The organism is Acinetobacter sp. UBA1496, from assembly GCF_002324975.1.
GTDB classification, from domain to species: domain Bacteria; phylum Pseudomonadota; class Gammaproteobacteria; order Pseudomonadales; family Moraxellaceae; genus Acinetobacter; species Acinetobacter variabilis.
In genome coordinates this window covers 1-24,545 of the sequence record NZ_DCRI01000014.1, presented here as the reverse complement: position 1 = coordinate 24,545, position 24,545 = coordinate 1, and the positions used below count along the sequence as shown (strand labels likewise).

Genomic DNA, 24,545 nt, shown 5'->3' with positions numbered 1-24,545 from the left:
TTGTGGATCAATTGCTGCGTCGATGTTGGCGTGTCATTACAAAATCATATGCCCTTTCATCAACTTAAAAAAAATATTTTCCGTTTAAGATGATCGGGGTATTTATAGACAAGCTGCGCCGTCCTTCGATAAAAGTTAAGCTAAAAATATAAAAAAACGCGACCCTAAGGCCGCGTTGGATTTCACCGAAAAGCTATGTGTTACGCGCGGCTCAGATCTTTATCATGTACACCGAGCAGGTAGAGCACACCATCCAGACCCACGCTGGAAATGGCCTGATTGGCATTCTGACGAACTAAAGGTTTGGCACGGAAAGCCACCCCCAGACCTGCAATTGAAAGCATTGGCAGGTCATTGGCACCATCACCCACAGCAATGGTCTGTTCCAAAGAAATTCCCATATTGTCGGCAATTTCGCGGAGTAATAAAGCCTTACGTGCGCCATCTACGATATGACCTTTGACTTCGCCTGTCACCACGCCATTCTGCACATCCAGAATGTTGGCATGAACTTCATCAATTCCTAGTTTGGCTTGCAGATATTCTGCAAAATACTGGAATCCGCCAGACAGAATCGCAGTACGGTAGCCCAGTGCTTTCAGGGTTGAAATCAGACGTTCTGCACCTTCAGTCACGGTCAGACGTTCTGCAATTTTTGGCAATACCGATGCATCCATGCCTTTTAATAAAGCAACACGAGCACGGAAACTTTGCTGGAAGTCCAGCTCGCCCTGCATCGCACGTTCAGTAATTTCAGAGACTTGAATACCGACACCTGCTTCGATCGCCAGCTCATCAATCACTTCCTGCTCGATCAGGGTCGAGTCCATGTCAAAGCAGACCAGACGGCGATTACGGCGGTAAGCATTATCTTCTTGTACTGCCACATCGACATTCAGGTTATTCGACAGGCTTAAGCAGGCTGCACGCATGGCTGCTGCATCCAGCATCTGGCCTTTCAGACCAAACTGTACACAGGCACGTTTAGGGCCAGTATTGGAACCATCCAGCTCAGGACGGCCAGAAAGACGGGTCACGGTTTCAATATTGAAGCCCTGACTCGACACAATCTGGGTTACGGCTTGCAGATGAGAGGCATTTAATTCCGGGGCCAATGCCGTTACGATATAACGTGTGCGGCCACCCTCTCTTACCCACTGTTCATATTCAGCAGCAGAGATTGGTTTAAAGCGCACTGTTAACCCGATATCATGTGCTAGAATCAGGATTTCCTTCATGGCTAATGCTGTTGCAGTTTGGTCATCAGACGATACAACAATACCTAAGGTCAGTTGATTATGAATGACCGCTTGCCCCACATCTAGAATCTGTAAGGAATGAGCGGACAAAACCTGCATTAATCGTGTAAATTGATTAGGCTGGTCGGGTCCTAAGAATGATATAAGAATGATTTCTCGCATGAATTGACTCGGGTCTGAGCTACAACTATTGTTAGAATCATAATCGAAATTGAACAGAATTGCCTTGGAAGTTTACGTTGAATGCGCCTAGACAAGGGCTATTTGCTAGCCTACTGATTGTAAGTTTTGCTCTGCATACCTTTTTACTGGTATTGGCAACGACTCACCAACTGAATGATAACCGTGCCAACCAGGGACAGCTCATGACGAGCCAACTGGTCACAGACAGCCTGGCGGAGCTTGAACCGGCGAACCGCGTTTCTCTGGCACTTCTGGCCAACCGTTATGCGACTAACCCAAGCGTTGCTTCAATTCGCATCCTGGATGCGAATGGTCAGGTTTTAGCCACTGGTGGACTGACCAAGACCCGTGATGGGGAAGTTTTTGTCCGTGATGCCCTACAAAACGAGAAAAAAGTCGGTGTGATTGAAATCACCCTGATTGAGCCAAGTATTGGTGAAATTCTGCGGACTCAATGGCTTGCCATTCTGTTCTCTTTTATTATTCATGGTCTGCTTTGGGTCGGTTATCGTGCAGTAGCGCGTCCGAGCCGTACCGAGTATCTGGCACGTATCAATAATGAATCGCGACTGAAATTCGAGATTCAGACTTTGACTCAGGCATTGGAACAGGAAAAGCATAATGCCGCCCTCGCCATTGCCCAGGCACAGCAAGCCCTGAAAAACAAACCGAAAGAAAAAGACAGCAAACCTGTGGTCCTGGATACCGATAGTCTGAGCTTGAATATTCAGTTCTATGATCCAAAACAGTTGCTGGATAGTGTGAATAAAACGGTATCGGTTCCTTATTTCAACCTGTGCCAGATTTTCCTGAACAAAGCCACTGAACTGTGCATCCAGCATTACAAACTGAACAGCACAGATATTTGTACCGTGCACAAGTTTGATGAAAAAGGTGCCAGTATCAGTATTGCGGCAGAGAAGCCAGATGCCCTCGCCTGTCTGACCATGATCAGTTCAGTATTCCAGTTGCTTTCAGAAGTCCTGTATAAGCGTTATCGCGAAGAAAAACGTTTTGTCCTGCAGACACGTAGCGCGATTTCTTCAGCCGTTGAAGAAATGCAGCTTAATTCCGTTCAGGCTGCAGAACGTTTGGTGCAACAACTGGTGGCTAAAGAAAGTGCGCTGCATGTTCCTAATGCCCTGTTAAAACAGATCGGGGACCACTTTGAGCTGGTCAGCATGCCAAATCCGACCAATGTTCTGACCCGTCATGCCTTTGTGGTTAATGGGATGGATGCAGAAAGTGCTGAACTGGCGCAAAGCTTCAGAACCGAGATTCTCAAATCGAAACAGTCTAAAGCGTCATAAATATCCCTGAATGTTGCAATTAAAAAAAAGCCGGATCCAATATCCGGCTTTTTGATGGGTACAAGACAAATACGCCAGCGTGTCTTGGACTACCCTTTAAATTTTTAACTGTTTTTGTTCCAGCAGATATTGCTGGGCATTATAAGGCTGGGCCGGATCCTGACAGGGGACTTTATGCCATTGACCATCGGCATCTAATTCCCATGCATTTTGACAATCTTTTAAATAGCTGATCAGGCCATCTTTATAAATCCGTTTTTTCAGCTCTGGATCCAGCACCGGGAAACAGGTTTCGACCCTGGAAAACAGGTTGCGCCCCATCCAGTCGGCACTGGCACAATACAGTTTCTTGGCGCCGCCATGCTCAAAATAATAGACTCGGGTATGTTCCAGGAAACGTCCGACGATTGAACGGACCTGGATATTTTCTGACATGCCGGTGACTTGTGGAATCAGGCAACAGATTGAACGCACAATGAGGTCAATTTTCACCCCGGCCTGTGACGCCTGATAGAGGGCAGCAATCAATTGCGGTTCAGTCAACGCATTCACTTTGATGATGATATGCGCGGCTTTTCCAGCTAGGGCAAATGCCTTTTCCTGCTCAATCAGTTTCAGCAGTTCGCTATGCAGGGTAAACGGTGCATGCAGCAAGGCTTTCAGTTTGGCCATTTTGCCCATGCCGGTCAGTTCCTGGAACATGCGATGCACATCTTCACAGATATCCGGCTGTGTGGTCATCAGGCCGTAATCAGTATACATACGGGCATTCCCGGCATGATAGTTTCCGGTACCTAGATGCGCATAACGCAGTAGTTCCTGATTTTCACGCCGGACGATCAGAATCATTTTGGCATGGGTCTTATAACCGACGATGCCATAGACCACCACTGCCCCGGCTTCTTGCAGGATATTGGCCACCATAATATTGGATTCTTCATCGAAACGCGCCCGCAATTCAATCACGGCCGTGACTTCCTTGCCATTCCGTGCGGCTTCTGCCAGCACCTGAACAATTTCCGAATCCGGACCACTGCGGTATAGCGTCTGCTTGATCGCCAGCACCGCCGGGTCCTTGGCCGCTTCGCGCAGTAAAGTAATCACCGGCTGGAATGAATCAAAAGGATGATGCAGCAGCACATCCTGTGCCTTTAAAATTTCAAAAATACTTTTCTGTTTACGGAAAATTTTCGGAATGACCGGACTAAAATGCGGATACTTTAATTCCGGACACTCAAAGCTGGTACTCAGGCGGGACAAATTGATCGGTCCATCAATCCGGTACAGCTCCTGTTCCGTCAGATCAAATTCATCTAGCAAATAGTCGATGATGTTCTGTGGAGAGTCATTTTCAATTTCCAGGCGTACTGCACGACCAAAGCGGCGCGAACACAGTTCGTCTTTTAAAGCCACCGCCAGATCATCGACATCTTCCGACAATACCAGATCGGCATTGCGGGTAACCCGAAAGGCATAACATCCGGTCGCTTTCATGCCGGGAAACAAATCACTGATATGCTGCTGGATGATCGCAGTCAGAAAGATCTGGGTGGTATTGTTTCCGGTGACATCTTCCGGAATTTTAATCAGGCAGGGTAAGGAACGTGGTGCCGGCACAATCGCCATCTCGATTTCACGGCCAAAGGCATCTTTACCTTCCAGGCTGATAATAAAGTTCAGACTTTTATTTACCAAACGTGGAAAAGGATGTGAAGGATCCAGACTGATCGGGGTCAGTACCGGTTGCACTTCTTTGGCAAAAAAGGCTGCAATCCAGGCCTTATGTTTTTCCAGAAGATCCTGGTATTGAAGAAACTGAATCCCCTGCGCCTGGAGTTCAGGCAAAATTGCATGATTCAGAACCTCATACTGTTTGTTCACTGTGGCATGAATGGACTGGGACAGTTCTTGTAGAATCAGCTCGGTGGGTACAGCATCAGGCGTCCGGGTAGTCGCATTCAGATCTTGCTGTTTCATCAGCCCGGCAATCCTGATTTCAAAAAACTCATCCAGGTTACGGGAAAAAATAATCAGGAAGTTTAAGCGCTCTAAAATCGGTAAATTCGGATCGAGTGCTTGTGCCAAGACACGACGCTGAAATTCAAATAAGGAAAGTTCCCGATTAAAATAGGTCGCTGACGAATGCTGAAATTGTTCCATGCCCTCTCAATGCTGCTGATTACAGTCTGTTGTTTCACATCATTGAGTGGCGATCTTAGGCAGACTTCATGACACTTATGTTACAAAGCTCGATAAATCCATATAAATTAATATTTTAATTTTTCACCGTATAAAAAATCATGCTATGGCTCGTTAGGCGCCGTCATCAAACTGCAATTAAGTGTCCGTTTTTTCAGTTTGTCTGGCAGCCCAATAAGTGGCTAAAGCAGGTCCTGAAATATTATGCCATAGGCTGAAAATGGCGCTTGGCAAAGCCGTCATTGGAGATGCAGCAAAATGGGTCGCCGCCAAGGCCACACCCAGACCAGAATTCTGCATCCCCACTTCAATGGATACTGCACGACAGTCAATTTCTGCCAAGTGAAATATGCGACTGGCCCAATAACCCAGTAAATAGCCCATTCCATTGTGTAAAGCCACAAGACCCAAAATCATTAAACCAGATTCCAGAATCTGGGTTTTACTGCCGGCAATAATTGCTGCCACAATTGCGACAATGGCAATCACTGAAATTACTGGCATTACTTGGATATAGCCTTCTACCTTGGTTTTTAGAAGGGCGCGGATAATCAAACCTAAAATGATTGGAAACAGCACCACTTGCAGAATCGAAATCAGCATGGACAAGGCATTAATTTCAATCCATTGGCTGGCCAGCAGATAAAAAATTGCCGGAGTCAAAAGCGGTGCCAATAAAGTTGATACCGAAGTACACGCTACAGACAAGGCCGTATTACCTTTGGCCATATAGGTAATCACATTGGATGCGGTGCCGCCTGGACAGCAGCCCACCAGAATTACACCAATCGCAATTTCAGCCGGAAGCTGGAATAGCTGACAGAGTAAAAAGGCTAACCCTGGCATCACCATAAACTGAGCCACGACCCCAATCGCAACGGCCTTGGGACTTTGCAAGATACTTTTAAAATCGCCTGGTGTCATGGTCATACCCATGCCAAACATGATCAGACCCAGCATCCAGGGAATATAGGCGCGTAACCAGACAAAAAGATCCGGCAGCATCAAGGCAATGGCTGAAAACAGAATGACCCATAGAGCAAAGGTCTTTTGGACAAACTGACTAAATTGAAGAAGTGCTGACATGGGAAAATCCAAGTGTCATGAAAAAGAAATCAAGGCATCTGTGGATGCCTCAAAGTAAATAAACCATTGCATAATGGCAAATGGCCCTAATCGCCTTAAGTCAGCGCTTAGGCAGCATTAATAATATCTTTCAGATAAATCCGTTTTACGCCCTGTGCCAGCATGTCCTGCCAGGCATGTTGTAGCGAACCATTCAGGTCTATGCCTTTGGTGGCATCCGCAATGACATAGGCCTTAAAACCAAGTTTGCAGGCATCCATCGCAGTCCAGGCCACACAGAAATCAGTCGCGATACCCACGATAAATACGGTATCAATACCGCGCTCACGTAAATAGCCGGCCAGACCGGTACTGGTTTTTCGATCAGCTTCCATAAAGGCGGAGTAACTGTCGATATTTTGATGAAAGCCTTTACGTATAATCAGTTGGGCTTGCGGAAGGTTTAGCTCCGGATGGAATTCAGCATCCTCAGTTCCTTGTACACAATGACTCGGCCAGAGAACCTGAGAACCATAATCCAGCTGAATCGTGTCATAGGCTGCTTGATTAGGATGATTGTCTGCAAAGGAGATATGCTCTGCCGGATGCCAATCCTGAGTCAGCACAATATTCTGAAAGTACTGCCCCAATCGGTTGATATTCGGAATAATCTGATCGGCATTAGTAACAGCCAGATTTCCACCTGGGGTAAATCCTTTTTGTACATCCACCACAATCAGCGCCGCATTCTGCATCATTTTCATCCCTTGAAATCTGAGTTTGCATCCAAGCATAGCCTAAAACTAAAGAAAATTTTTAGCCCTTTAGGTAAAAATAGAATGACTCTGCATTCTGATAAAACGTATGATGAGTTAACTGTAAAAGCTATTGCTCTGCAAAATATAGAAAGAATTTGTCTTTAGCTGAACTGATACCAGGAAATAAAAAGCCTGCATCACTGCAGGCTTTTTGGATATTCATCTTTTTATTTTTAAACTTTGGTACGGCTGACCAGGAATAGCATACATACCGCAGAGATTACGATACATGGAATCGCTGCCGAGATCACCCCTGCTGCACCGAAGCCTGCTGTCAGTAGCTGACCCGCAATTGCAGGGCCAAGCATGGCGCCGATACGACCAACTGCAGAAGCAACACCTACCCCTGTACCACGTACTTCAGTCGGGTAAACGATACTACCGAAGGCATAGAGTACGCCCTGACAACCAATCACAAAGGCACCTGCCAATGCTGCGGCCATGTACATCTGTTCAAGTGAGCTTGCACCGTTGAGTGCCAATAGACCCGCCAGGATACCGCCATACATCAACAGAATGACATAGGCTTTTTTCAGGCGATCCGTCAGCATACCCAAAATCACAGTACCAATCGTTGCAGTCACCATGAAGTAGAACTGTGCAGTTGAACCACCTTTACGGGTGAAGCCCAGTTCCATGAACAATGATGGCAACCAGCTCAACATAATGTACACCACCATCAGGGTGAAGAAGTAGCTGACCCAGATGCAAAGCGTACGAAGCAGGTTGTCAGAGTTAAACAGATCCTTGAATGAACCCTGAGGAGATGCTGCACGTTCTGCGGCTGTTTTGTTTTGTGCTTTTAAGTATTCTTTAGATTCAGGCAGACACAACATCATCAGTGGAATCACGATGATGGGCAATAAACCACCTAAGTAAAAAACATTTTTCCAGTTTGCACCGAATTCAGTTGCTGCGATTAAAGACAAGATCGCAGCGCCCACTGGCATACCGCAGTACATCAGGCCCACGGCACGTCCACGGTTTTGTGGAGCCACGGCTTCAGAAGCCAGCGTGATTAAGATTGGCATTGCACCGCCAAGACCCGCACCCGCCAGAAAACGAACTGCCAGCAAGCTGTGGAAACTATTCACCCACACGGTACATAAGGTAAATAGTGCAAAAATTGCGGTTGACCAGATTAAAACTTTCTTACGGCCAATACGGTCCGCAAATCGACCACCGACCAGTGCACCAGGCAATAGACCCAGAATCCCTGCACTAAAAAACACACCCAATTGTGAGCTATCAAGACCAAAGTGCTCACGAATACCAGCAGCGGCAATCCCGCCAGCCTGAATATCCAGGCCTTCAATCACAGCGATCAGAAAGCAGATCCCTACCGTGATGATCGCGTGCTTATTGTCTGATTTTTCCATTGGAATATCCTTGTTCAATCAGCGTTCAAAAGAGAGGCCATCATTTATGAGCGCTCAAATAGAATTAACTACCAATAAGTTGAACAATTTGCTCGGATATACTGAAAAATCCAGAAAATTGATGACTTTAAGATGCTGTTCGATAAAGTCAAAAAAGCAATTAATGAGAAGTATTAAAATCCCAGTATTTTTGGATTTAGACTTATACATCAAACCCGGAAATTCAACAGTGAGAAAAATTCGGGGCTGATCACTAATATGAAAAAAAGATTAGTTCAGGCATTTTTGCTTTTTATTCCTCATAAATGAGGTTTATTATTCGATATATTTTAGCTCTTAATTCATCGAATATAAATATTAATGCTCCTCCTAAAACGCCATAAAAGAATGTTCTCTGAATCTATTTTCTTTAGTTAAGTGACTTATTCTGTGTACTTTTCCTTGAAAGAATGAATTTATTAGCTTTCATACTGCTGGAGGATAAAGGATGATTTGGACAGCAAAAAATCATAACGATTAAAACTTGATTGTTGCCTGGAGGCTTTGTATAAAGAATTCAGTGGCTTTTACTAAAGCATATTGTTCTTATGCGTTTGATCAGTCATAATTTGCATAAGCAATATTCAATTCAGTGCAAATCTATTGAATTTGCTACAAATCAAAATACAAACCCATCCCAAATATGTTTTCTCATTCTCTTCGGATGGACAAATAGGATAGTTTTTTAAAATGACTCAGCAAGCACAGACCATTCAGGGTTCCATTGTCGCAATCGTCACCCCCATGTTTGAAGATGGCAGCGTAGATTGGAAGGGTCTCGAAAAGCTGGTTGAGTGGCATATTGCAGAAGGCACCAACAGCATTGTGGCTGTAGGTACTACTGGTGAAGCATCAACGCTCAGCATGAGCGAGCACACCCAAGTGATCAAAGAAATCATTCGTGTCGCAAATAAACGTATCCCTATCATTGCCGGTACAGGCGCAAACTCGACTCGTGAAGCAATCGAGCTGACTCAGGAAGCCAAAGAACTTGGCGCTGATGCTGCCCTGCTGGTTACTCCTTATTACAACAAACCGACTCAGGAAGGCCTATACCAGCATTATAAAGCCATTGCTGAAGCGGTTGACCTACCTCAAATTCTTTATAACGTTCCAGGCCGTACTGGCGTGGACATGGCCAACGAAACCGTGATCCGTCTGGCAGATATTCCACAAATCGTAGGCATTAAAGATGCAACAGGTGATGTAGCCCGTGGTGCTGCCCTGATTGAAGGTCTGGCAGGTAAAAATATGACTGTTTACTCAGGTGATGATGCAACTGCCTATGAGTTAATGGGTCATGGTGCCAAAGGCAATATCTCTGTGACTGCCAACGTTGCACCAAAAGTCATGAGTGAAGTATGTGCTGCAGCCATTGCAGGCGATGCGACACGTGCTGAAGAGCTCAATGCTCAGGTTGCAAATTTACACAATATTCTATTTTGCGAATCAAACCCAATTCCTGTGAAATGGGCTCTCCATGATATGGGCTTAATTGGTACAGGTATTCGCCTTCCATTAACACCACTTGCAGAACAATATCGCGCTCCGCTTCATGAGGCACTTGTAGAAGCGAGCGTCATTAAATAAAGAGCAACGATTATGCAATTACGTTTAGGACTTACCCTGGCACTTTCAGTATTCAGTTTAGCAGGTTGTAGTTCAATGGCCTTTAAAAACGGTACCTTGGACTATAAAGAAACAACCACGCTGCAACCATTGCAATATCCTGAAGGGTCAATGGTTCGTCCTGCAACGCCTTTGTACCCTGCTCCAACAGTGGATCCGCTTGCCCTGGAAAATGCACCAAAGCTTGAAAATCAGCGTGGTAACCGCTTTGCGATGCCACGCCCTACTGCACAGCCAGTAAATTCAACTCAAGCAGATGAAACTCAAGAAAATTTTTCAGGAAAGCCTCAATTAGTCACTGACGGAAATCAAAATCCACTGCTCAAAATTGATGGAAATGCTGCTACAATATGGCAATACACTCTTGCCACGCTTAGCAGCCTTAACCATTCTATCGTTGGTCAAAATAAAGATCGTTATGAAGTAGCGATTCAGGTCGATCAGCAAACCTATGTTTTAAGACTCTCTCCCGCAGGTTCGAGTAACACCCTGGCTGTGTTTAATCCCGATAACAGTTTTGCCGACCGCGAAAAAGCAGCAGAACTGTTAAACCAGATTTACCAAAATTGGCCAGCCTAGACATTTTCTAGGCATTTTTTTTTGTAGAAGGTTCCCTCATGTTAAAACAAACCTTGCTCTATACTGGTAAAGCGAAATCTGTCTATACCACGGACAGTGAAGACCACCTGATTTTAGTTTTTCGTGACGATGCGTCCGCATTCAATGGCGAAAAAATCGAACAACTGGATCGTAAAGGTAAGGTGAATAACCGTTTTAACGCCTTCATCATGGAAAAGCTGGCTGCTGCTGGTATTGAAACTCATTTTGAGAAACTGCTGACACCGACTGAAGTGCTGGTGAAAAAACTTAAAATGATTCCAGTAGAATGTGTAGTACGTAACTATGCTGCGGGTTCTTTATGCCGTCGTCTGGGTGTAGAAGAAGGTAAAGAGTTAACGCCTCCAACATTCGAATTGTTCTTCAAGGATGACGCGCTAGGCGATCCAATGGTGAACGAATCTCAAGCGATTGCTTTAGGTTGGGCGACTGCTGAACAACTGGCAAAAATGAAAGAACTGACTTACCAAGTGAACGATGTGCTTAAGGCATTATTCGAAGCGGGTAATATGCTTCTGGTTGACTTTAAACTTGAATTCGGTGTGTTCCACGACCGTATCGTACTGGGTGACGAATTCTCTCCAGACGGTTGCCGTCTATGGGATAAAGACACCAAGAAAAAACTGGATAAAGACCGTTTCCGTCAAGGCCTAGGCGGCGTGGTTGAAGCGTACGAAGAAGTTGCTGCACGTTTAGGTATCAATCTTGAAGATATCTAAGCACGAGTAATGCTTCAAAGAACCGGGCAAATAGCCCGGTTTTTTATTGTCTAATCTTATGATCGAAAAAATGAATTTTATTAATAAAAATGATCGTTTTTACATTATTCAATGCATATCTTAATATTACTGCATTCCGGCAACATCCTCAGCAGATGCAATCCATCTGATGTTGCCGACCAGATTTATACCTTTTACCCTCTAGGATGTATCTCCCCCAAGACATCCTATTTCAGCCCAATTCTCCTTGAATTGGGCTTTTTTTTGTTTACTGCTGCTGTTGTTCCTGCTGCCAGCGACGTTGTTGCAGACGTTCGCCTTCCACTTCACGCTTATTACGTGCCGATTCGTACAGTTTGGTGCCTTTCAGCTCAGGCGGCAGGTAATCTTGCAAAACAAAATGTTCCGGATAGTTGTGTGGATACAGATAATTCACTCCATAACCTTGCTCTTTCATCAACTTGGTCGGTGCATTACGCAAATGTAAAGGCACTGGCAAATTGGCCGTTTTTTCAGCCAGATCCATCGCTTTATTAATGGCGAGATACGTACTATTACTTTTGGCACTGGTCGCCAGGTAAACCGCACATTGTCCCAGAATAATCCGGCATTCCGGCATACCAATCGCTTGAACCGAACGGAAACATTCGCCCGCCAGCAACAAGGCATTCGGATTGGAATTGCCAATATCTTCTGATGCCGCAATCAGCATACGGCGGGCAATAAAGACTGGATCTTCACCACCTTTCAGCATGCGTGCCATCCAGTACAGGGCAGCATCCGGATCACTGCCACGAATCGACTTGATGAAGGCCGAGACCAGATCATAGTGCTGCTCGCCAGACTTGTCATAACGGGCAATATTCTGCTGTGCGACTTTGACCACAATCGCATTGGTAATGATATTTTCCTGGTCAGCCTCAAAGGTACTGGCAATCAGATCCAGCAGATTGAGCGCCTTACGCGCATCCCCAGCGGCAAACTGCAGTAAGGCGTCAAATTCTTCAATCTGGATATAGCGTTCCTGCAGAAATTTGTCAGTCTGAATCGCCTGAGTCAGTAAAGTCTGAATCGCTTCATCACTCAGCGCATTTAAGGTATAGACCTGACAACGTGACAGCAAGGCACTATTGACTTCAAAAGATGGATTTTCCGTTGTCGCACCAATCAAGGTAATTTTGCCTTTTTCGACGGCATTCAGCAGTGCATCCTGCTGGGATTTATTAAAACGGTGAATCTCGTCAATAAACACCACGGGCGTCAGCAGATCACCACTTTCTGCAATGACTTCACGCAACTCCTTCACACCAGTATTGAGTGCAGACAGGCTGATAAATGGCCGGTCTACCGCTTGGGCAAGTAGCAAGGCAATTGTGGTTTTACCTACTCCAGGTGGACCCCAGAAGATAATCGATGGTAAATGCCCTTGGTCAATCATTTGACGCAGAGGTGCATTCTCTCCAAGCAAGTGATCCTGCCCGATAATTTCTGTAAGGTCGCGAGGCCGCAAGCGTTCTGGAAGCGGGATATGACTGTCTGACATCTTATTATTGGCTCAAATTAAATTCTGCTTTCATTCTAACACTGGTAGTTTTGATTCCAATATTTCAAACATTTATGAGAAAAATTTAATTTATGTAAGAAAGCTCTATTTTTTTTACAATGAATGGATTAATCTTATGAAAAGTAGATAAATAGAACATGATTAATTACAGGTTAATAAGCTTGTAAATTTCACATTGTCTCATATTAATTAGAATGGACTTGAGTAACTGATTGGATGCTCTTTGGGTGGTATCGGTGGGGATGCATGAAGCATAATAAATCTAGACGAACAACTGCAGAATGCGCTGAGTCGCTTATTTCAACCTCGATACAATCTTCTAATGAGCAACAGGCAAAATTCAGATTATTACAGGACCTAATCAATGATGTGCCACATCCACTCTGGGTGCTGGGCAAAGATAATATTGAATATTTTAATCAGGCACTTTCGGATTATTTAGGCACCAATTTAAGTGAATATGGTCCTAAAGAATGGCAAAGCCTGATTCATCCAGATGATCAACCAGCGTTTTCTAAGCAATGGCATGCTGCCCTGAATCAGCAACAAGGCTTTAATACCCAGTGCCGGATTAAATCGGCTGATTCCAGCTACCGTATGTGTGCCTTGGCTATTAAGTTTCAGCATACCGCGGAACATCTGCTGCAATGGTCGGTATCACTGACAGACATCCATGAATATTTTGAGATTCAGCAACAACTGTCTCAGGTCATTTCTACCCAGAAAAACATGCTGGATGCCAGTGTCGACTGTATTAAAGTGATGTCTCCACAAGGCGAGATCCGTCATATCAATCAGTCAGCCTGTCATAAGTTAGGGATTGATCCTGAACAGCAGCCTGCCCCGCATTTATGGTTAAACCTGTTACCCGCTGAAGTTAAAAAAACCGGACAACGCGCTTTAAAACAGGCTGCTCAAGGCTTAAATAGCCGTTTTGTAGAAAAAGCCCAGACGGAGAATGAGGACCCAGAATATTGGGATCATTTGCTGACTCCAGTTCTGGACGAAAATAATACTCCCCAAAATATCTTGTGTGTTTCACGCAATATCAGCCAGCAAAAAATAGCCGAAAGCCGTTTAAAAGCCGTGATTCAGCGTGATGAACTGACCGGACTGTATAATCGTAATGCCTTTTATAAGACCTTTAAACAGGTGCTGCTAAAAGCCAAGCAACAGCAAATGATGGTTGGCCTGCTCCTGATCGACTTGGACTATTTCCGGCATATCAATGACACTTTGAGTCATATTGCTGGGGACCATCTGCTGCATGTTTTAGGCAAGCGTTTTCAGGCCTGTTTTGGCTCCAACAATATAGTCGTTGCCCGTCTGGGTGGCGATGAGTTTGCCATTCTGGTTAAAAATCTGGAAAACGAAGCCCAGCTGATTAATACTGCACAACTGGCTTATGCCCAGCTGGAACAACCAGTAAGTTATGTCGGCCATCGCATGAGTATCGGTATGAGTATTGGTTGTACTGTTTATCCGCGTGATGCCCAGAATAGTTCCAACCTGCTGAAATGCGCTGATATTGCCCTGAATGATCTGAAAAATAGTGGTCGTGGTGGGATTCGCATGTTTAATCAGGAGATGTTCCGATCACTGGAAAACATGACCAAACAACTGACGCTGGCACGCAAGATTATTCATGCGGATCAGATTATTCCTTATTATCAGCCTAAGGTTCGCCTCTCCGATGGTGAGGTGATTGGTTTTGAAGCCTTGCTGCGTTGGCAGGATCAGCAGCATCAGATCCAGTTACCCTCTCATATTTTTTCAGCTTTCCAGGACTATGACCTGGCTTCGCGCATCAGTGAAACCATGCAGCTGAAAGTCTTTGAGGATATGAGCCGCTGGCAGGCAGAAGGTCTGGATATCTTACCAATTTCAATTAATGCAGCTCCAGTTGAATTCCTGCGTGATGATTATGCTGAGAAATTTCTGGCTCGTTTGTCCCGATTCGATATTCCTGCGCATAAGGTTGAGCTGGAAATTACCGAGCAGAGCTTATCCGAAGGCGGAGCCAATTATGTGATCCGGGCACTAAACCTGCTGAAAAAACATGGAATTCATATTTCTCTGGATGACTTCGGTACCGGTCATTCTTCCCTGACCCGTTTGCAGGAATATCCGGTCGACTGCATCAAGATTGATCGCAATTTTGTAGAACGCATGAACAATGATCCGTCTGCGCTGGCCATTGTCAAAGCCATTACCCAGATTGGTTCCAGTATTTCTCTGGATGTATTGGTCGAGGGTATTGAGAATACCGAACAGCTGGACACGCTGATTAATTGTGATTGCCAGATCGGACAAGGTTTTTATTTTTACCGACCTATGTCGGGGTCTTCAGCACAGCAACTGCTGCAACAGGCAGCTTAATTTTTTTATTTAATCATTTGATTGGGCTGGATTGCGCTAACAGTTAGCGCACCCAGCGCACGATATATTCATCAATTTCATCTTCATCAATATCGACTTCACTTAAGCAGCGACCAGCAGCAGATTTTTTGGCCTGAATTACGCTTTGTCGTGAACCTGTCTTCAGATAATGCCAGGATGGCAGGCTTTTCCCTTCAGCAACTCGGCGATAAGCACAGCTTGATGGTAACCAGTGAATAGTGTCCAGTTTCTCAGGGGTTAGCTGGATACAATCCGGCACATATTGCAGCCGGTTCGGATAATCCGAACAGCGGGCAGTTTTGCAGTCCAGTAATTTGCAAGCCACTTTGGTATAGGCAACTTCGTGGGTGTCTTCATCTTCCAGCTTGATCAAGCAGCAAAGCCCACAACCGTCACAAAGCGCTTCCCATTCTTCTGGCGTCAGCTCAGTGAGACTATATTTTTTCCAGAAGTATGGACGTAAGGCATCAGACATAATCAAAACGGCTATGGTAAAAATCAGCTTATTATACCAAGTCTCAACAAAGGAAATGTAGGGACGTGAATCTTATTAATATCACGTAAACTATTGTTAAATCAGAGACAGTACATCAACAAAACACTAACAGTGCCCAAAATCGAATATTCCTATACTGGATTTGAGAATAAAAACACATGGAGAATTGATATGTTTCGCTGGGCTATTATTTTTGCTGTGATTGCCTTAATTGCCAGTCTACTTGGTTTCGGTGGAGTAGCAGGCTTATCTAAGGATTTCGCGATTATCTTATTGGTGATTGCCGTTATTCTTGCCATTGTTGGTTTCCTTTCTCGCGGCAAGGTCTAGCGACTGAGTTCTGCTTAAGGAAAAGTTTCCTACAGAAAAAACAAGAGCCATTTGGCTCTTGTTTTTTTATGCGCCCAAAATGGATTACGGTTTGATATGGCGTGGTCTGAAACCAGCAGCGACCAGCGCGGCCAAATACGCCACTACCCCGACCACACATAAAATCAGCACTTCCAGTACACGCATCCACTGTGATACATCACCATTGTACCAGCTCAGTGCATAGGCCAAGGCCGCAATCATCACCACATTGGCAAACATGAATTGCATAAAGATTTTTTTCCAGTGCGCACCAAAACGGAAAATATTGCGTTGATGCAGATAGAAATATAGCAGACCCGCATTGACCATGGCTGAACCGGTCGAAGCCAGTGCCAGCGCCATATGTTCCGCTTCCCAGTTAATTAGTTTAAAGAAACCAATAAAGATCACGTTCAGAATCGCATTGGCTGCTACAGCCATTAAACCAATGCGTACCGGTGTACGGGTATCTTGCTGGGCATAAAAGCCGGGAGCAAAGACTTTAATCAACATAAAAGCAATTACACCGCCACTCATACATTGCAATGCCAGCGCCGTCATCTGGGTATCTTCAAAAGTAAACTGTCCGCGTTCAAATAATGCCTGAATAATCGGTGTTGACAGCATGAACAAGGCAATACTGGCTGGCAAACCCACCAGTACGATAACTTTCGCTGCCCAGTCCATCATGCCGCGGAATTTTTCCGGGTTCTTTTCCGTATGCTGTGTGGATAAAGACGGCAGAATTACGGTACCGATTGCCACACCAATCAGACCCAATGGCAACTCGGTCATCCGTTCAGCACTATATAGCCAGGACACTGAACCGTCCTGCATGAAAGAAGCCCAAACCGTATTCAGTAACAGGTTGATCTGGGTGACAGATACACCAAACAAAGCGGGTAGCATCAGCTTCATGATGCGATCCACCCCTTCATGCTTGAAGTCTACTTTCGGTGGAATCAGCAGGTTTTTACGCCATAACTCTGGAATCTGGATTGCCAGTTGTAAAATCCCGGCAATGACGACAGCCCAGCCTAGCGCCATAATCGGCTCTGCCATAAAAGGCGTGAGCCAGAGCGCACCAGCAATCATGGCAATATTCAATAAGACCGGAGCAAAGGCTGGCGTACTGAAAGAGCCATAACTGTTCAGAATACTGCTGGCAAAAGCCGTCAATGACATAAACAGCAGATAAGGAATAGTCAGACGGAACATGTCTGTGGCCAGCGCAAACTTTGCTTCATCACCATGGAAGCCTGGTGCATAGATATACATAATTACCGGTGCGGCAATGATGGCAATCATGGTCAGGGTGGTCATGAAAGTGGCCAAACAGCCAAAGACCCGGCTGATCAAGATCTGCACTTCCGCATGAGTACGACTGGTTTTATATTCAGTCAGTACCGGAATAAAGGCTTGGGAGAATGCCCCTTCTGCAAACAGCCGTCTGAAAAAGTTTGGAATACGAAATGCCACCACGAAGGTATCGAAATCTTTACCGGCACCGAATACATTCAGTAAAACCACATCCCGGACCAATCCCAGAACCCGCGACAACATGGTCATCGCACTGACAATTACGGTCGAACGCCAAAGCGCCATCCTATTCACCTAATAGTTAATTTGGGCCTATTGTAATGAAACTTGCAAAAGAAGTTCATTGCTTAATCACATGACTTCCTGAAGGGTCATGGGTTCTTATAATGTTGTAACTGGGCACGAAAAGCACACCAGTCAAAATATGGTCCCGGATCGGTTTTACGTCCCGGTGCAATGTCCGAATGTCCGGCAATATGCTGCTGCATTTTTGGATAATAGTCTTGCAAACAGGCGGTAACTTTGACCAAGGCATCATATTGTACCTGTTCAAACGGCAGGTCATCACTGCCTTCCAGTTCAATCCCGATGGAATAATCATTACATTCTTTTTTGGCCAGATAGCTGGAACGACCGGCATGCCAGGCCCGGTCATTAAAATTCACAAACTGCAGCACTCCACCAGAACGCAAAATCAGCAGATGCGCCGATACCTGCATGCCTTCAATAGTCTGAAAATACGGATGCACTGACCAGTCCAGCTGATTCTGAAAAAACTGTTCAATATAGCCACCACCAAACTGTGACGGCGGCAGACTGATGTTATGGATCACCAGTAACTGGATGTCGGTATGTTCAGGCCGCTGATTAAAATTTGGAGAAGGGATCTGGCGCGCCCCGAGCAATTGCCCGTCCCGGATTTGAAACTCAGCTGCCTGTTGCATAAAACTGTCCTGTACAAAAATAAAATCTGCAATATCAGGATTGCAGCCGGCTTAATGCTAAAACTTTCATAGGCAAATCTCAATTCATCCCGGCAGGCTGTATGAAAAATCGCTCATTTTAATGTAACGGTGTTAAGATAACGCACAATTTTTCACGGCTAAAAAAGATACGGAAATACTCATGAGCATATCTCAGGCTTTGTTAGAACAGTCGATTCAGATCAATATTCAACAGGCACTCTCCGAAGATATTGGTGATGGTGACATTACTGCCTTGCTGACTCCTGAAGATGAACAGGCGACTGCCACGATTATTAGCCGTGAAGCAATGGTTCTTGCTGGTCAGCCTTGGGTCAATGCCCTGATTCAGGCCTATGATCCGAGTGTAGAAGTGATCTGGCTAAAAAATGACGGCGATCATGTCGCTGCCAATGAAGCTTTTCTAAAACTGGCTGGTTCTGCACGTAGCCTGCTGACTGTAGAACGCCCTGCCCTGAACTTTATACAGACGCTGTCTGCAGTTGCGACCAAGACGGCAAATTATGTCAAAGAGTTGGACGGTTTGAATACCAAGCTCCTAGATACCCGTAAAACTTTGCCAGGCTTACGTATTGCCCAAAAATATGCAGTCGCTATCGGTGGCGGTCAGAATCATCGTCTGGGCCTATTCGATGCTTTCTTGATTAAGGAAAATCATATTATGGCGGCTGGTGGCATTTGCCAGGCGATTGCCAAGGCACATCAGATTGCACCGGGTAAACCGGTGGAAGTGGAAGTTGAAACCTGGGATGAACTGAATCAGGCCCTAGAAGCCGAAGCTGATATCGTGATGCTGGATAATTTTAGTCAGCAGCAAATGATTGAGGCCGTTAAACATGTGGCTGGTCGCTGTAAACTGGAAGCTTCAGGCAATATCACTATTGATAACTTACGTGAAGTGGCGAGTACAGGCGTAGACTATATTTCGATGGGCGTATTGACCAAAGATGTCAAAGCCATTGATCTATCGATGCGTTTTAATGGTTAAAGTTTTATCCATAAAAAAGGGTGCCATAGCACCCTTTTTCTTATTCTCAAGGATATAAATCATAGAGGTTGAATGGTCTCTACTCTGTTAATTGGTATCACTTCCTCGTTCCATATTTGCACCATCACGGTTTTCATCACGAGAATTCGAGTCACAGGCAGTTAAACCCAGTACAGCAAATACTGAAAATGCCATCAACCATATTTTCATGTTATAACCCTCTGAATGAGATTTGGTTGAAGGATCATCGCTTAAAACAGGGGTTACACAGTAGACAGATCCTGTTCATTTTTTGTCAGGCAATGTGTAACTATAATAAAAAAACGCATCCGAAGATGCGTTTTTTTACAGCTTGAAAGACTTACCAGCCCAAAGCTTCTTGCTGTTTCTTGATCAGTTCCTGAATCCCTTTTTCAGCCATGGCCAGCATGTCATTGCACTGCTCACGGGTAAATGGCTTATCTTCAGCAGTACCTTGGATTTCAATAAATTCACCTGCTTGGGTCATCACGACATTCAAGTCAGTTTGACAGTTTGAATCTTCTTCATAGCAAAGATCCAGCAGGACTTCATCTTTGAAAATACCTACAGAAATGGCTGCTACCAGGCCTTTAAGTGGGTCCTGTTTGATTTTCTTTTTCTCAAGCAATACGTTCATGGCATCAATCAATGCTACTGCAGCACCCGTAATTGATGCAGTACGGGTACCCCCATCTGCCTGGATCACGTCACAGTCAATAGTAATGGTATTTTCACCGAGTTTTTTCAGGTCGACCATTGAACGTAGGCTACGACCGATCAGACGCTGGATTTCCTGAGTACGGCCACTTTGTTTACCGCGAGCAGCTTCACGATCACTACGGGTATGTGTTGAACGTGGCAGCATGCCATATTCTGCTGTTACCCAGCCTTGACCCTGGCCTTTCAGGAAACGCGGTACAGAGCTGTCCACACTGGCAGTACACAGCACTTTGGTATGACCAAATTCAACCAATACGGAACCTTCCGCATAACGTGTATAGTTACGGGTAATTTTCACTTCACGTAATTGATCTAATGCTCGTTGGTCGATACGCATAATAGGTCCTGCTGTTGACTAAAAATAATTGCGGCTCAGTATAACAGAAGCCTCCGCCAAGATTGGAACAGAGGACAGATCATTTACAAAATCACTGGACACGCTTTGCTTGTATAGATTTTTCAGTCCATCTGCGCTACTGCGATGGACAGATGTTTTTTGCTAAACTGCAAATCTGCCGAAGGAAAATCCCTATGTCTTTACGTGAAGAACGCAAGCAACAAAGCCGTCAGGCCCTCCTCGATGCTACCTTGGCATTGAGCAGCCGTGGCCATGCATTTAGCAGCATCAGCCTGCGCGAAATCACTCATGAAGTCGGACTGGTGCCTGCCGCATTTTATCGACACTTTCAGAATATGGAACAGTTGGGACTGGAACTTCTGGATCAGGTGTCGATTCATCTCAAAGGTGTGCTGAATCAGTTGGGATCTGCAGATTTTTCTCTGGATGAGCTTTCATCTAAGATCGAACTGTTTTTTCAGGCAGTTGATGCTCATCCCGAAGCCTGGACATTTGTCAGTGCCGAACGTTGGGGCGGTTCCAATATTCTCAGACAAGGGATTGAGCGGGAAATTCATTATCTGACCCAAGACTTGCGGCATACCTTGGAACAGATTCCAGCCACCCAGCAATCTCCTTCTCCAGCCGAGTTAATTGCACTGGCACAGATTCTGGTTCCTCTCGCATTAAACTGGGCTATGGGCTGGATTCAGCTTCAGGCACAGCCTGATCTTGAACTGCGACAAACTCGGATAAATGACTTCAAAGCCCAAAGCCTAAAGCAGTTAGAACTGTTATTTCGTGGAAGTTTATCTCAAACCTGAGTCTCATCTGAGTGAAATCTATTTCACAATTCAATTTTATCCTGACATAAAAAAACCCGCATATAGCTGCGGGTTTTTAGATTCATGCAGATCTGGTGTTATTTAGCTTTACGCTCTTTTTCAACCAGATAATTCACCACTTGAACCACTTTGGCATCATCGCCCTGAACTACATACTTACCATTTACGGTTACCGCTGGTACACCGCTTAACTGATAAGTCGCAGCCAGATTTTTGGCCTGTGCGATTTTTGAAGAAATCGGGAATGATTTATAAGTGGTATTAAATTTCGCTTCAGAAATACCATAACGGGTATAGAACTTGGCCAATTGAGCCTGTTCCAGAATTGGCTGTTTCTTGGCATGAATATCATGGAATAGCTGCAAATGTGCTTTTTGACGAACACCTAGAGCTTCAGACACATAATACGCACGAGCTGCCTGTTCCCATAGCGGATTCATTGCGGCTGGGGTACGTACAAAGCGTACATCTTTAGGCAATTTTTTTAACCAGCTTTGCATGTGTGGTTCAAGAGAATAACAGTGACCACAGCCATACCAGAAGAATTCACGGACTTCAATTTTCCCCGGCTTTTCAACTTTTACTGGATTCGCCAGGACTTGATAGTCTTGACCTGCTACAAAGTTGGCGGCCATTGCACTGCCAGAAAATGCCAAAACAGATGCGGCTACAGTGCCTAAAATAAATTTTTTCATTGGGATTATCGTCCTCTAAATCATTATGTCTAATTTATGGCTTCACTATAAAGTAATTATGCCGATTTCGTTTTTATTCTGTGAACTTTTTTACAGCTTTTATCGCTTTTTTTTCCAGAATCGCTACACTAAACAAGTGTACTGATTTACAAGAAGTTAAATCTGTTTATACCGCCTGCGGGTGAACTTAAATTTTAAATAATCACGACTGATTGAGGTGACACCGATGTCGCAATTGAATGTTGATCCACAAGAAATTGCCAAGTTTGAAGCATTTGCAGCTATATGGTGGGATCAGCATTCCGAGTTCCGCCCATTGCATATGATCAATCCGCTGCGTCTGAACTGGATTGATGAACATGCTGGTGGCTTGAGCGGCAAGAAAGTGCTGGATGTAGGCTGTGGCGGGGGCATCCTGTCAGAAAGCATGGCGCGCCGTGGTGCTCAGGTGCTGGGCATTGATATGGGCGAAGCGCCACTGAATGTGGCACGCATCCATGCCGAGCAGGAAGGTGTCAGCAATATTGAATACCGTCAGATTCCGGTAGAGCAACTCGCAGAAGAGCAAGCCGGTCAATACGATGTCGTGACCTGTATGGAAATGCTGGAACATGTACCTGATCCAGCCTCTATTATTCAAGCCTGTTACAAACTGGCCAAACCGAGTGGCCATGTATTCTTCTCGACCATTAACCGTAATCCAAAATCTTATCTGTTCGCGATCATTGGCGCAGAATACATCCTGCGTATGCTGGCCAAAGGTACACATGATTACAGCAAATTCATCAAGCCGTCTGAGCTGGCACACGACATCCGTAATGCGGGTTTAAAATTAAAAGACATGACTGGCCTGCACTATAATCCGCTGACCAAACGTTACTGGCTGGCACCGAACGTCGATGTAAACTATATGGTGTATACCGTTAAAGAAAGCACGCAAGAGGCCGACCAATGAAGGCGGTTCTATTCGACCTGGATGGTACTTTAATTGATACCGCAGCTGACTTTATCCGGATTATCCAGCATATGTGCCGTGAAGCCGGCCGTGACGTGGTGGAAGCTGATCTGATCCGTACCCAGGTTTCAGAAGGTGCACGTGCTATGGTCAAATTGGTCTATCCGGAACTACAACTGGAAGATCCGGTTTTCTTGGAGCATCGCCAGCGTTTTCTGGATATGTATGGTGCAGATATTGCAGTAGATACCAACCTGTTCAGCGGAATGTATCCTCTACTTGAAGAATTAGAGGAAAATGATATCCCTTGGGGAATCGTAACCAATAAACCGCGCTGGTTGAGCGAAGCTTTACTCAAAGCTTTAAACCTGACCGAGCGCTGTGCTGTACTGGTCTGTCCGGAAGATGTGACCCGAACCAAGCCAGATCCGGAGCCAATGTATCTGGCTGCCCAGCAGTTACAGCTGGCTGCAGAGGACTGTATCTATATCGGTGACCATCCACGGGATATTGATGCAGGCCGCAATGCCAAGATGTATACCATACTGGCAGCATACGGTTATTTACCACTGCAATACAAAGATGACTTAACAGCCTGGCAAGCCGACTATATAGTGAATACAGTGAATGAGTTACATCAGCACATTCAAAAACTGGTCTTGAGCGAGCCAAGTGTCCTGTCTTGATTCCTGAAACTACTGAAGACACTTAACAATAATAATGAGGAGGTAGATAATGAAGTATTCAGAATATCAACCTCGCCCCGATCTGTTAAAAGATCGTATCATCCTGATCACGGGTGCGGGCGATGGCATTGGTCGTGCAGCAGCAATCAGCTATGCCCTGCATGGAGCAACTGTAGTTCTGCACGGGCGTACCTTAAACAAGCTTGAAGTCATCTATGACGAGATTGAAAGTTTGGGTGCGCCGCAACCTGCCATTCTCCCATTGCAGTTATCTAGCGCCTCTGAACGTGATTATGAATTATTGCTCGACACGCTCGATCGCCAGTTTGGCCGTCTGGACGGGATTTTGCATAATGCCGGTATTTTAGGCGAGCGAGTGCCACTAGCAGATTATCCGGTTAATGTCTGGGATGATGTCATGGCGGTTAATCTTCGTGCGCCTTTTGTGATTACCCAAGCCCTGTTACCTCTGCTGGAAAAATCCAAACACGCTTCTGTGGTCTTTGCCAGTTCCGGTGTAGGGCGTGAAGCCCGGGAATGCTGGGGCGCTTATTCAGTTTCAAAAATTGCGATTGAAGCAGTAAGCCAATTATTCGCCAAAGAGCGGGTCAATTCGAATATCCGTTTTAACTGTATCAATCCAGGCGCTACACGTACGGCAATGCGTGCCAAGGCTTATCCGAATGAAGATCCGAAAACCTTACCGACACCGGATTCTATCATGCCAGCTTATCTGTACCTCATGGGTGAAGATAGCTTGCATATGAACGGTCAAAGTATTGATGCTCAAGATTAAGCTCTAATTGACACCTATTTAAAAGCCAATGTCCGCATTGGCTTTTTTGTTTTTTAAACTCTATAAAGATAAGGCTCATTTGAAAGCTGCTTATTCTCCTGCCCAATTCATCCAGATTTCAGGCTGAATCAGCCAGATCTCTCTTATCTCTAACCTGAGTTCGACATAAA

General features: G+C 45.1%; 23 protein-coding genes. 11 read left to right on the top strand and 12 right to left on the bottom strand.

Going from position 1 to position 24,545, the window contains the following annotated elements; all coding sequences use genetic code 11:
- Window positions 1–200: 200 nt before the first annotated feature.
- Window positions 201–1,421: a phosphoserine phosphatase SerB gene (gene serB / locus B3143_RS01255; RefSeq protein WP_004781413.1), complete on the bottom strand. Its 1,221-nt coding sequence runs from the start codon at window positions 1,419–1,421 to the stop codon at window positions 201–203.
- A gap of 77 nt (window positions 1,422–1,498) precedes the next feature.
- Here serB and B3143_RS01250 point away from each other — a divergent pair, with 77 nt between their 5' ends.
- Window positions 1,499–2,752 (top strand): hypothetical protein, encoded by a 1,254-nt coding sequence (locus B3143_RS01250; RefSeq protein ID WP_286739249.1) that lies wholly within the window; start codon window positions 1,499–1,501, stop codon window positions 2,750–2,752.
- A gap of 96 nt (window positions 2,753–2,848) precedes the next feature.
- Here B3143_RS01250 and ppk1 read toward each other — a convergent pair whose 3' ends face one another.
- From ppk1 to mhpT, 4 genes are all read right to left on the bottom strand, one after another.
- Window positions 2,849–4,912, bottom strand: a complete 2,064-nt coding sequence (gene ppk1 / locus B3143_RS01245; protein ID WP_286739248.1) for a polyphosphate kinase 1 — start codon at window positions 4,910–4,912, stop codon at window positions 2,849–2,851.
- A 177-nt stretch (window positions 4,913–5,089) separates the two neighbouring features.
- Window positions 5,090–6,037 (bottom strand): bile acid:sodium symporter family protein, encoded by a 948-nt coding sequence (locus B3143_RS01240; protein ID WP_286739247.1) that lies wholly within the window; start codon window positions 6,035–6,037, stop codon window positions 5,090–5,092.
- Between the two features lie 107 nt (window positions 6,038–6,144).
- Window positions 6,145–6,774 (bottom strand): bifunctional nicotinamidase/pyrazinamidase, encoded by a 630-nt coding sequence (pncA, locus tag B3143_RS01235; RefSeq protein ID WP_286739246.1) that lies wholly within the window; start codon window positions 6,772–6,774, stop codon window positions 6,145–6,147.
- 233 nt (window positions 6,775–7,007) lie between these two features.
- The gene (gene mhpT, locus B3143_RS01230; protein WP_286739244.1) at window positions 7,008–8,213 is read right to left on the bottom strand and encodes a 3-(3-hydroxy-phenyl)propionate transporter MhpT; all 1,206 of its coding nucleotides are present in this window, start codon (window positions 8,211–8,213) and stop codon (window positions 7,008–7,010) included.
- 729 nt (window positions 8,214–8,942) lie between these two features.
- On the opposite strand from mhpT, the gene dapA reads away from it, so the two are divergent.
- From dapA to purC, 3 genes are read left to right on the top strand one after another with little or no spacing between them, the layout of a single operon-like run.
- Window positions 8,943–9,842 (top strand): 4-hydroxy-tetrahydrodipicolinate synthase, encoded by a 900-nt coding sequence (gene dapA, locus B3143_RS01225; protein ID WP_286739242.1) that lies wholly within the window; start codon window positions 8,943–8,945, stop codon window positions 9,840–9,842.
- Window positions 9,843–9,854: 12 nt separating this feature from the next.
- Window positions 9,855–10,460, top strand: coding sequence for a hypothetical protein (locus B3143_RS01220; RefSeq protein WP_004781397.1), 606 nt, complete (start codon window positions 9,855–9,857; stop codon window positions 10,458–10,460).
- A gap of 38 nt (window positions 10,461–10,498) precedes the next feature.
- Entirely contained in the window at window positions 10,499–11,218 is a 720-nt protein-coding gene (gene purC, locus B3143_RS01215; RefSeq protein WP_004781395.1) for a phosphoribosylaminoimidazolesuccinocarboxamide synthase, read from the top strand.
- A gap of 268 nt (window positions 11,219–11,486) precedes the next feature.
- Here purC and B3143_RS01210 read toward each other — a convergent pair whose 3' ends face one another.
- Window positions 11,487–12,761, bottom strand: a complete 1,275-nt coding sequence (locus tag B3143_RS01210; RefSeq protein ID WP_286739240.1) for a replication-associated recombination protein A — start codon at window positions 12,759–12,761, stop codon at window positions 11,487–11,489.
- A 267-nt stretch (window positions 12,762–13,028) separates the two neighbouring features.
- On the opposite strand from B3143_RS01210, the gene B3143_RS01205 reads away from it, so the two are divergent.
- Window positions 13,029–15,161 (top strand): putative bifunctional diguanylate cyclase/phosphodiesterase, encoded by a 2,133-nt coding sequence (locus B3143_RS01205; protein WP_286739239.1) that lies wholly within the window; start codon window positions 13,029–13,031, stop codon window positions 15,159–15,161.
- A gap of 43 nt (window positions 15,162–15,204) precedes the next feature.
- On the opposite strand, the gene B3143_RS01200 is transcribed toward B3143_RS01205, so the two are convergent.
- Entirely contained in the window at window positions 15,205–15,657 is a 453-nt protein-coding gene (locus B3143_RS01200) for a YcgN family cysteine cluster protein (protein WP_004781392.1), read from the bottom strand.
- A gap of 192 nt (window positions 15,658–15,849) precedes the next feature.
- On the opposite strand from B3143_RS01200, the gene B3143_RS01195 reads away from it, so the two are divergent.
- Window positions 15,850–16,008, top strand: a complete 159-nt coding sequence (locus B3143_RS01195) for a DUF1328 domain-containing protein (RefSeq protein ID WP_004647174.1) — start codon at window positions 15,850–15,852, stop codon at window positions 16,006–16,008.
- A gap of 84 nt (window positions 16,009–16,092) precedes the next feature.
- Here the strand turns inward: B3143_RS01195 and murJ are convergent, their stop codons facing one another.
- Both murJ and ampD read right to left on the bottom strand, forming a co-directional pair.
- Complete coding sequence (gene murJ, locus B3143_RS01190; protein ID WP_286739237.1) at window positions 16,093–17,643, bottom strand: murein biosynthesis integral membrane protein MurJ; 1,551 nt, start codon at window positions 17,641–17,643, stop codon at window positions 16,093–16,095.
- A gap of 77 nt (window positions 17,644–17,720) precedes the next feature.
- Window positions 17,721–18,293: a 1,6-anhydro-N-acetylmuramyl-L-alanine amidase AmpD gene (ampD, locus tag B3143_RS01185; protein WP_286739235.1), complete on the bottom strand. Its 573-nt coding sequence runs from the start codon at window positions 18,291–18,293 to the stop codon at window positions 17,721–17,723.
- Window positions 18,294–18,474: 181 nt separating this feature from the next.
- Here ampD and nadC point away from each other — a divergent pair, with 181 nt between their 5' ends.
- Window positions 18,475–19,320 (top strand): carboxylating nicotinate-nucleotide diphosphorylase, encoded by an 846-nt coding sequence (gene nadC / locus B3143_RS01180; RefSeq protein WP_286739234.1) that lies wholly within the window; start codon window positions 18,475–18,477, stop codon window positions 19,318–19,320.
- A gap of 87 nt (window positions 19,321–19,407) precedes the next feature.
- Here nadC and B3143_RS01175 read toward each other — a convergent pair whose 3' ends face one another.
- Window positions 19,408–19,530 (bottom strand): hypothetical protein, encoded by a 123-nt coding sequence (locus tag B3143_RS01175; RefSeq protein ID WP_005232802.1) that lies wholly within the window; start codon window positions 19,528–19,530, stop codon window positions 19,408–19,410.
- A gap of 151 nt (window positions 19,531–19,681) precedes the next feature.
- A complete protein-coding gene (gene rph, locus B3143_RS01170) occupies window positions 19,682–20,398 on the bottom strand; it encodes a ribonuclease PH (RefSeq protein ID WP_004781384.1) in 717 nt (238 codons plus the stop codon).
- Between the two features lie 194 nt (window positions 20,399–20,592).
- Between rph and B3143_RS01165 the strand changes: the two genes are divergently transcribed.
- A complete protein-coding gene (locus B3143_RS01165; protein WP_286739232.1) occupies window positions 20,593–21,222 on the top strand; it encodes a TetR family transcriptional regulator in 630 nt (209 codons plus the stop codon).
- Window positions 21,223–21,320: 98 nt separating this feature from the next.
- Here the strand turns inward: B3143_RS01165 and B3143_RS01160 are convergent, their stop codons facing one another.
- Window positions 21,321–21,938: a thiol:disulfide interchange protein DsbA/DsbL gene (locus tag B3143_RS01160; protein WP_004781380.1), complete on the bottom strand. Its 618-nt coding sequence runs from the start codon at window positions 21,936–21,938 to the stop codon at window positions 21,321–21,323.
- Window positions 21,939–22,164: 226 nt separating this feature from the next.
- Between B3143_RS01160 and ubiG the strand changes: the two genes are divergently transcribed.
- The 3 genes from ubiG to B3143_RS01145 are packed head-to-tail and all read left to right on the top strand — an operon-like array spanning window position 22,165 to window position 24,375.
- Entirely contained in the window at window positions 22,165–22,893 is a 729-nt protein-coding gene (gene ubiG / locus B3143_RS01155; protein ID WP_286739228.1) for a bifunctional 2-polyprenyl-6-hydroxyphenol methylase/3-demethylubiquinol 3-O-methyltransferase UbiG, read from the top strand.
- Window positions 22,890–23,579: an HAD family hydrolase gene (locus B3143_RS01150; RefSeq protein ID WP_286739226.1), complete on the top strand. Its 690-nt coding sequence runs from the start codon at window positions 22,890–22,892 to the stop codon at window positions 23,577–23,579. The genes ubiG and B3143_RS01150 overlap by 4 nt, the downstream gene beginning before the upstream one ends.
- Window positions 23,580–23,628: 49 nt before the next feature.
- Window positions 23,629–24,375 (top strand): YciK family oxidoreductase, encoded by a 747-nt coding sequence (locus B3143_RS01145; RefSeq protein WP_004781375.1) that lies wholly within the window; start codon window positions 23,629–23,631, stop codon window positions 24,373–24,375.
- Window positions 24,376–24,545: the final 170 nt, after the last annotated feature.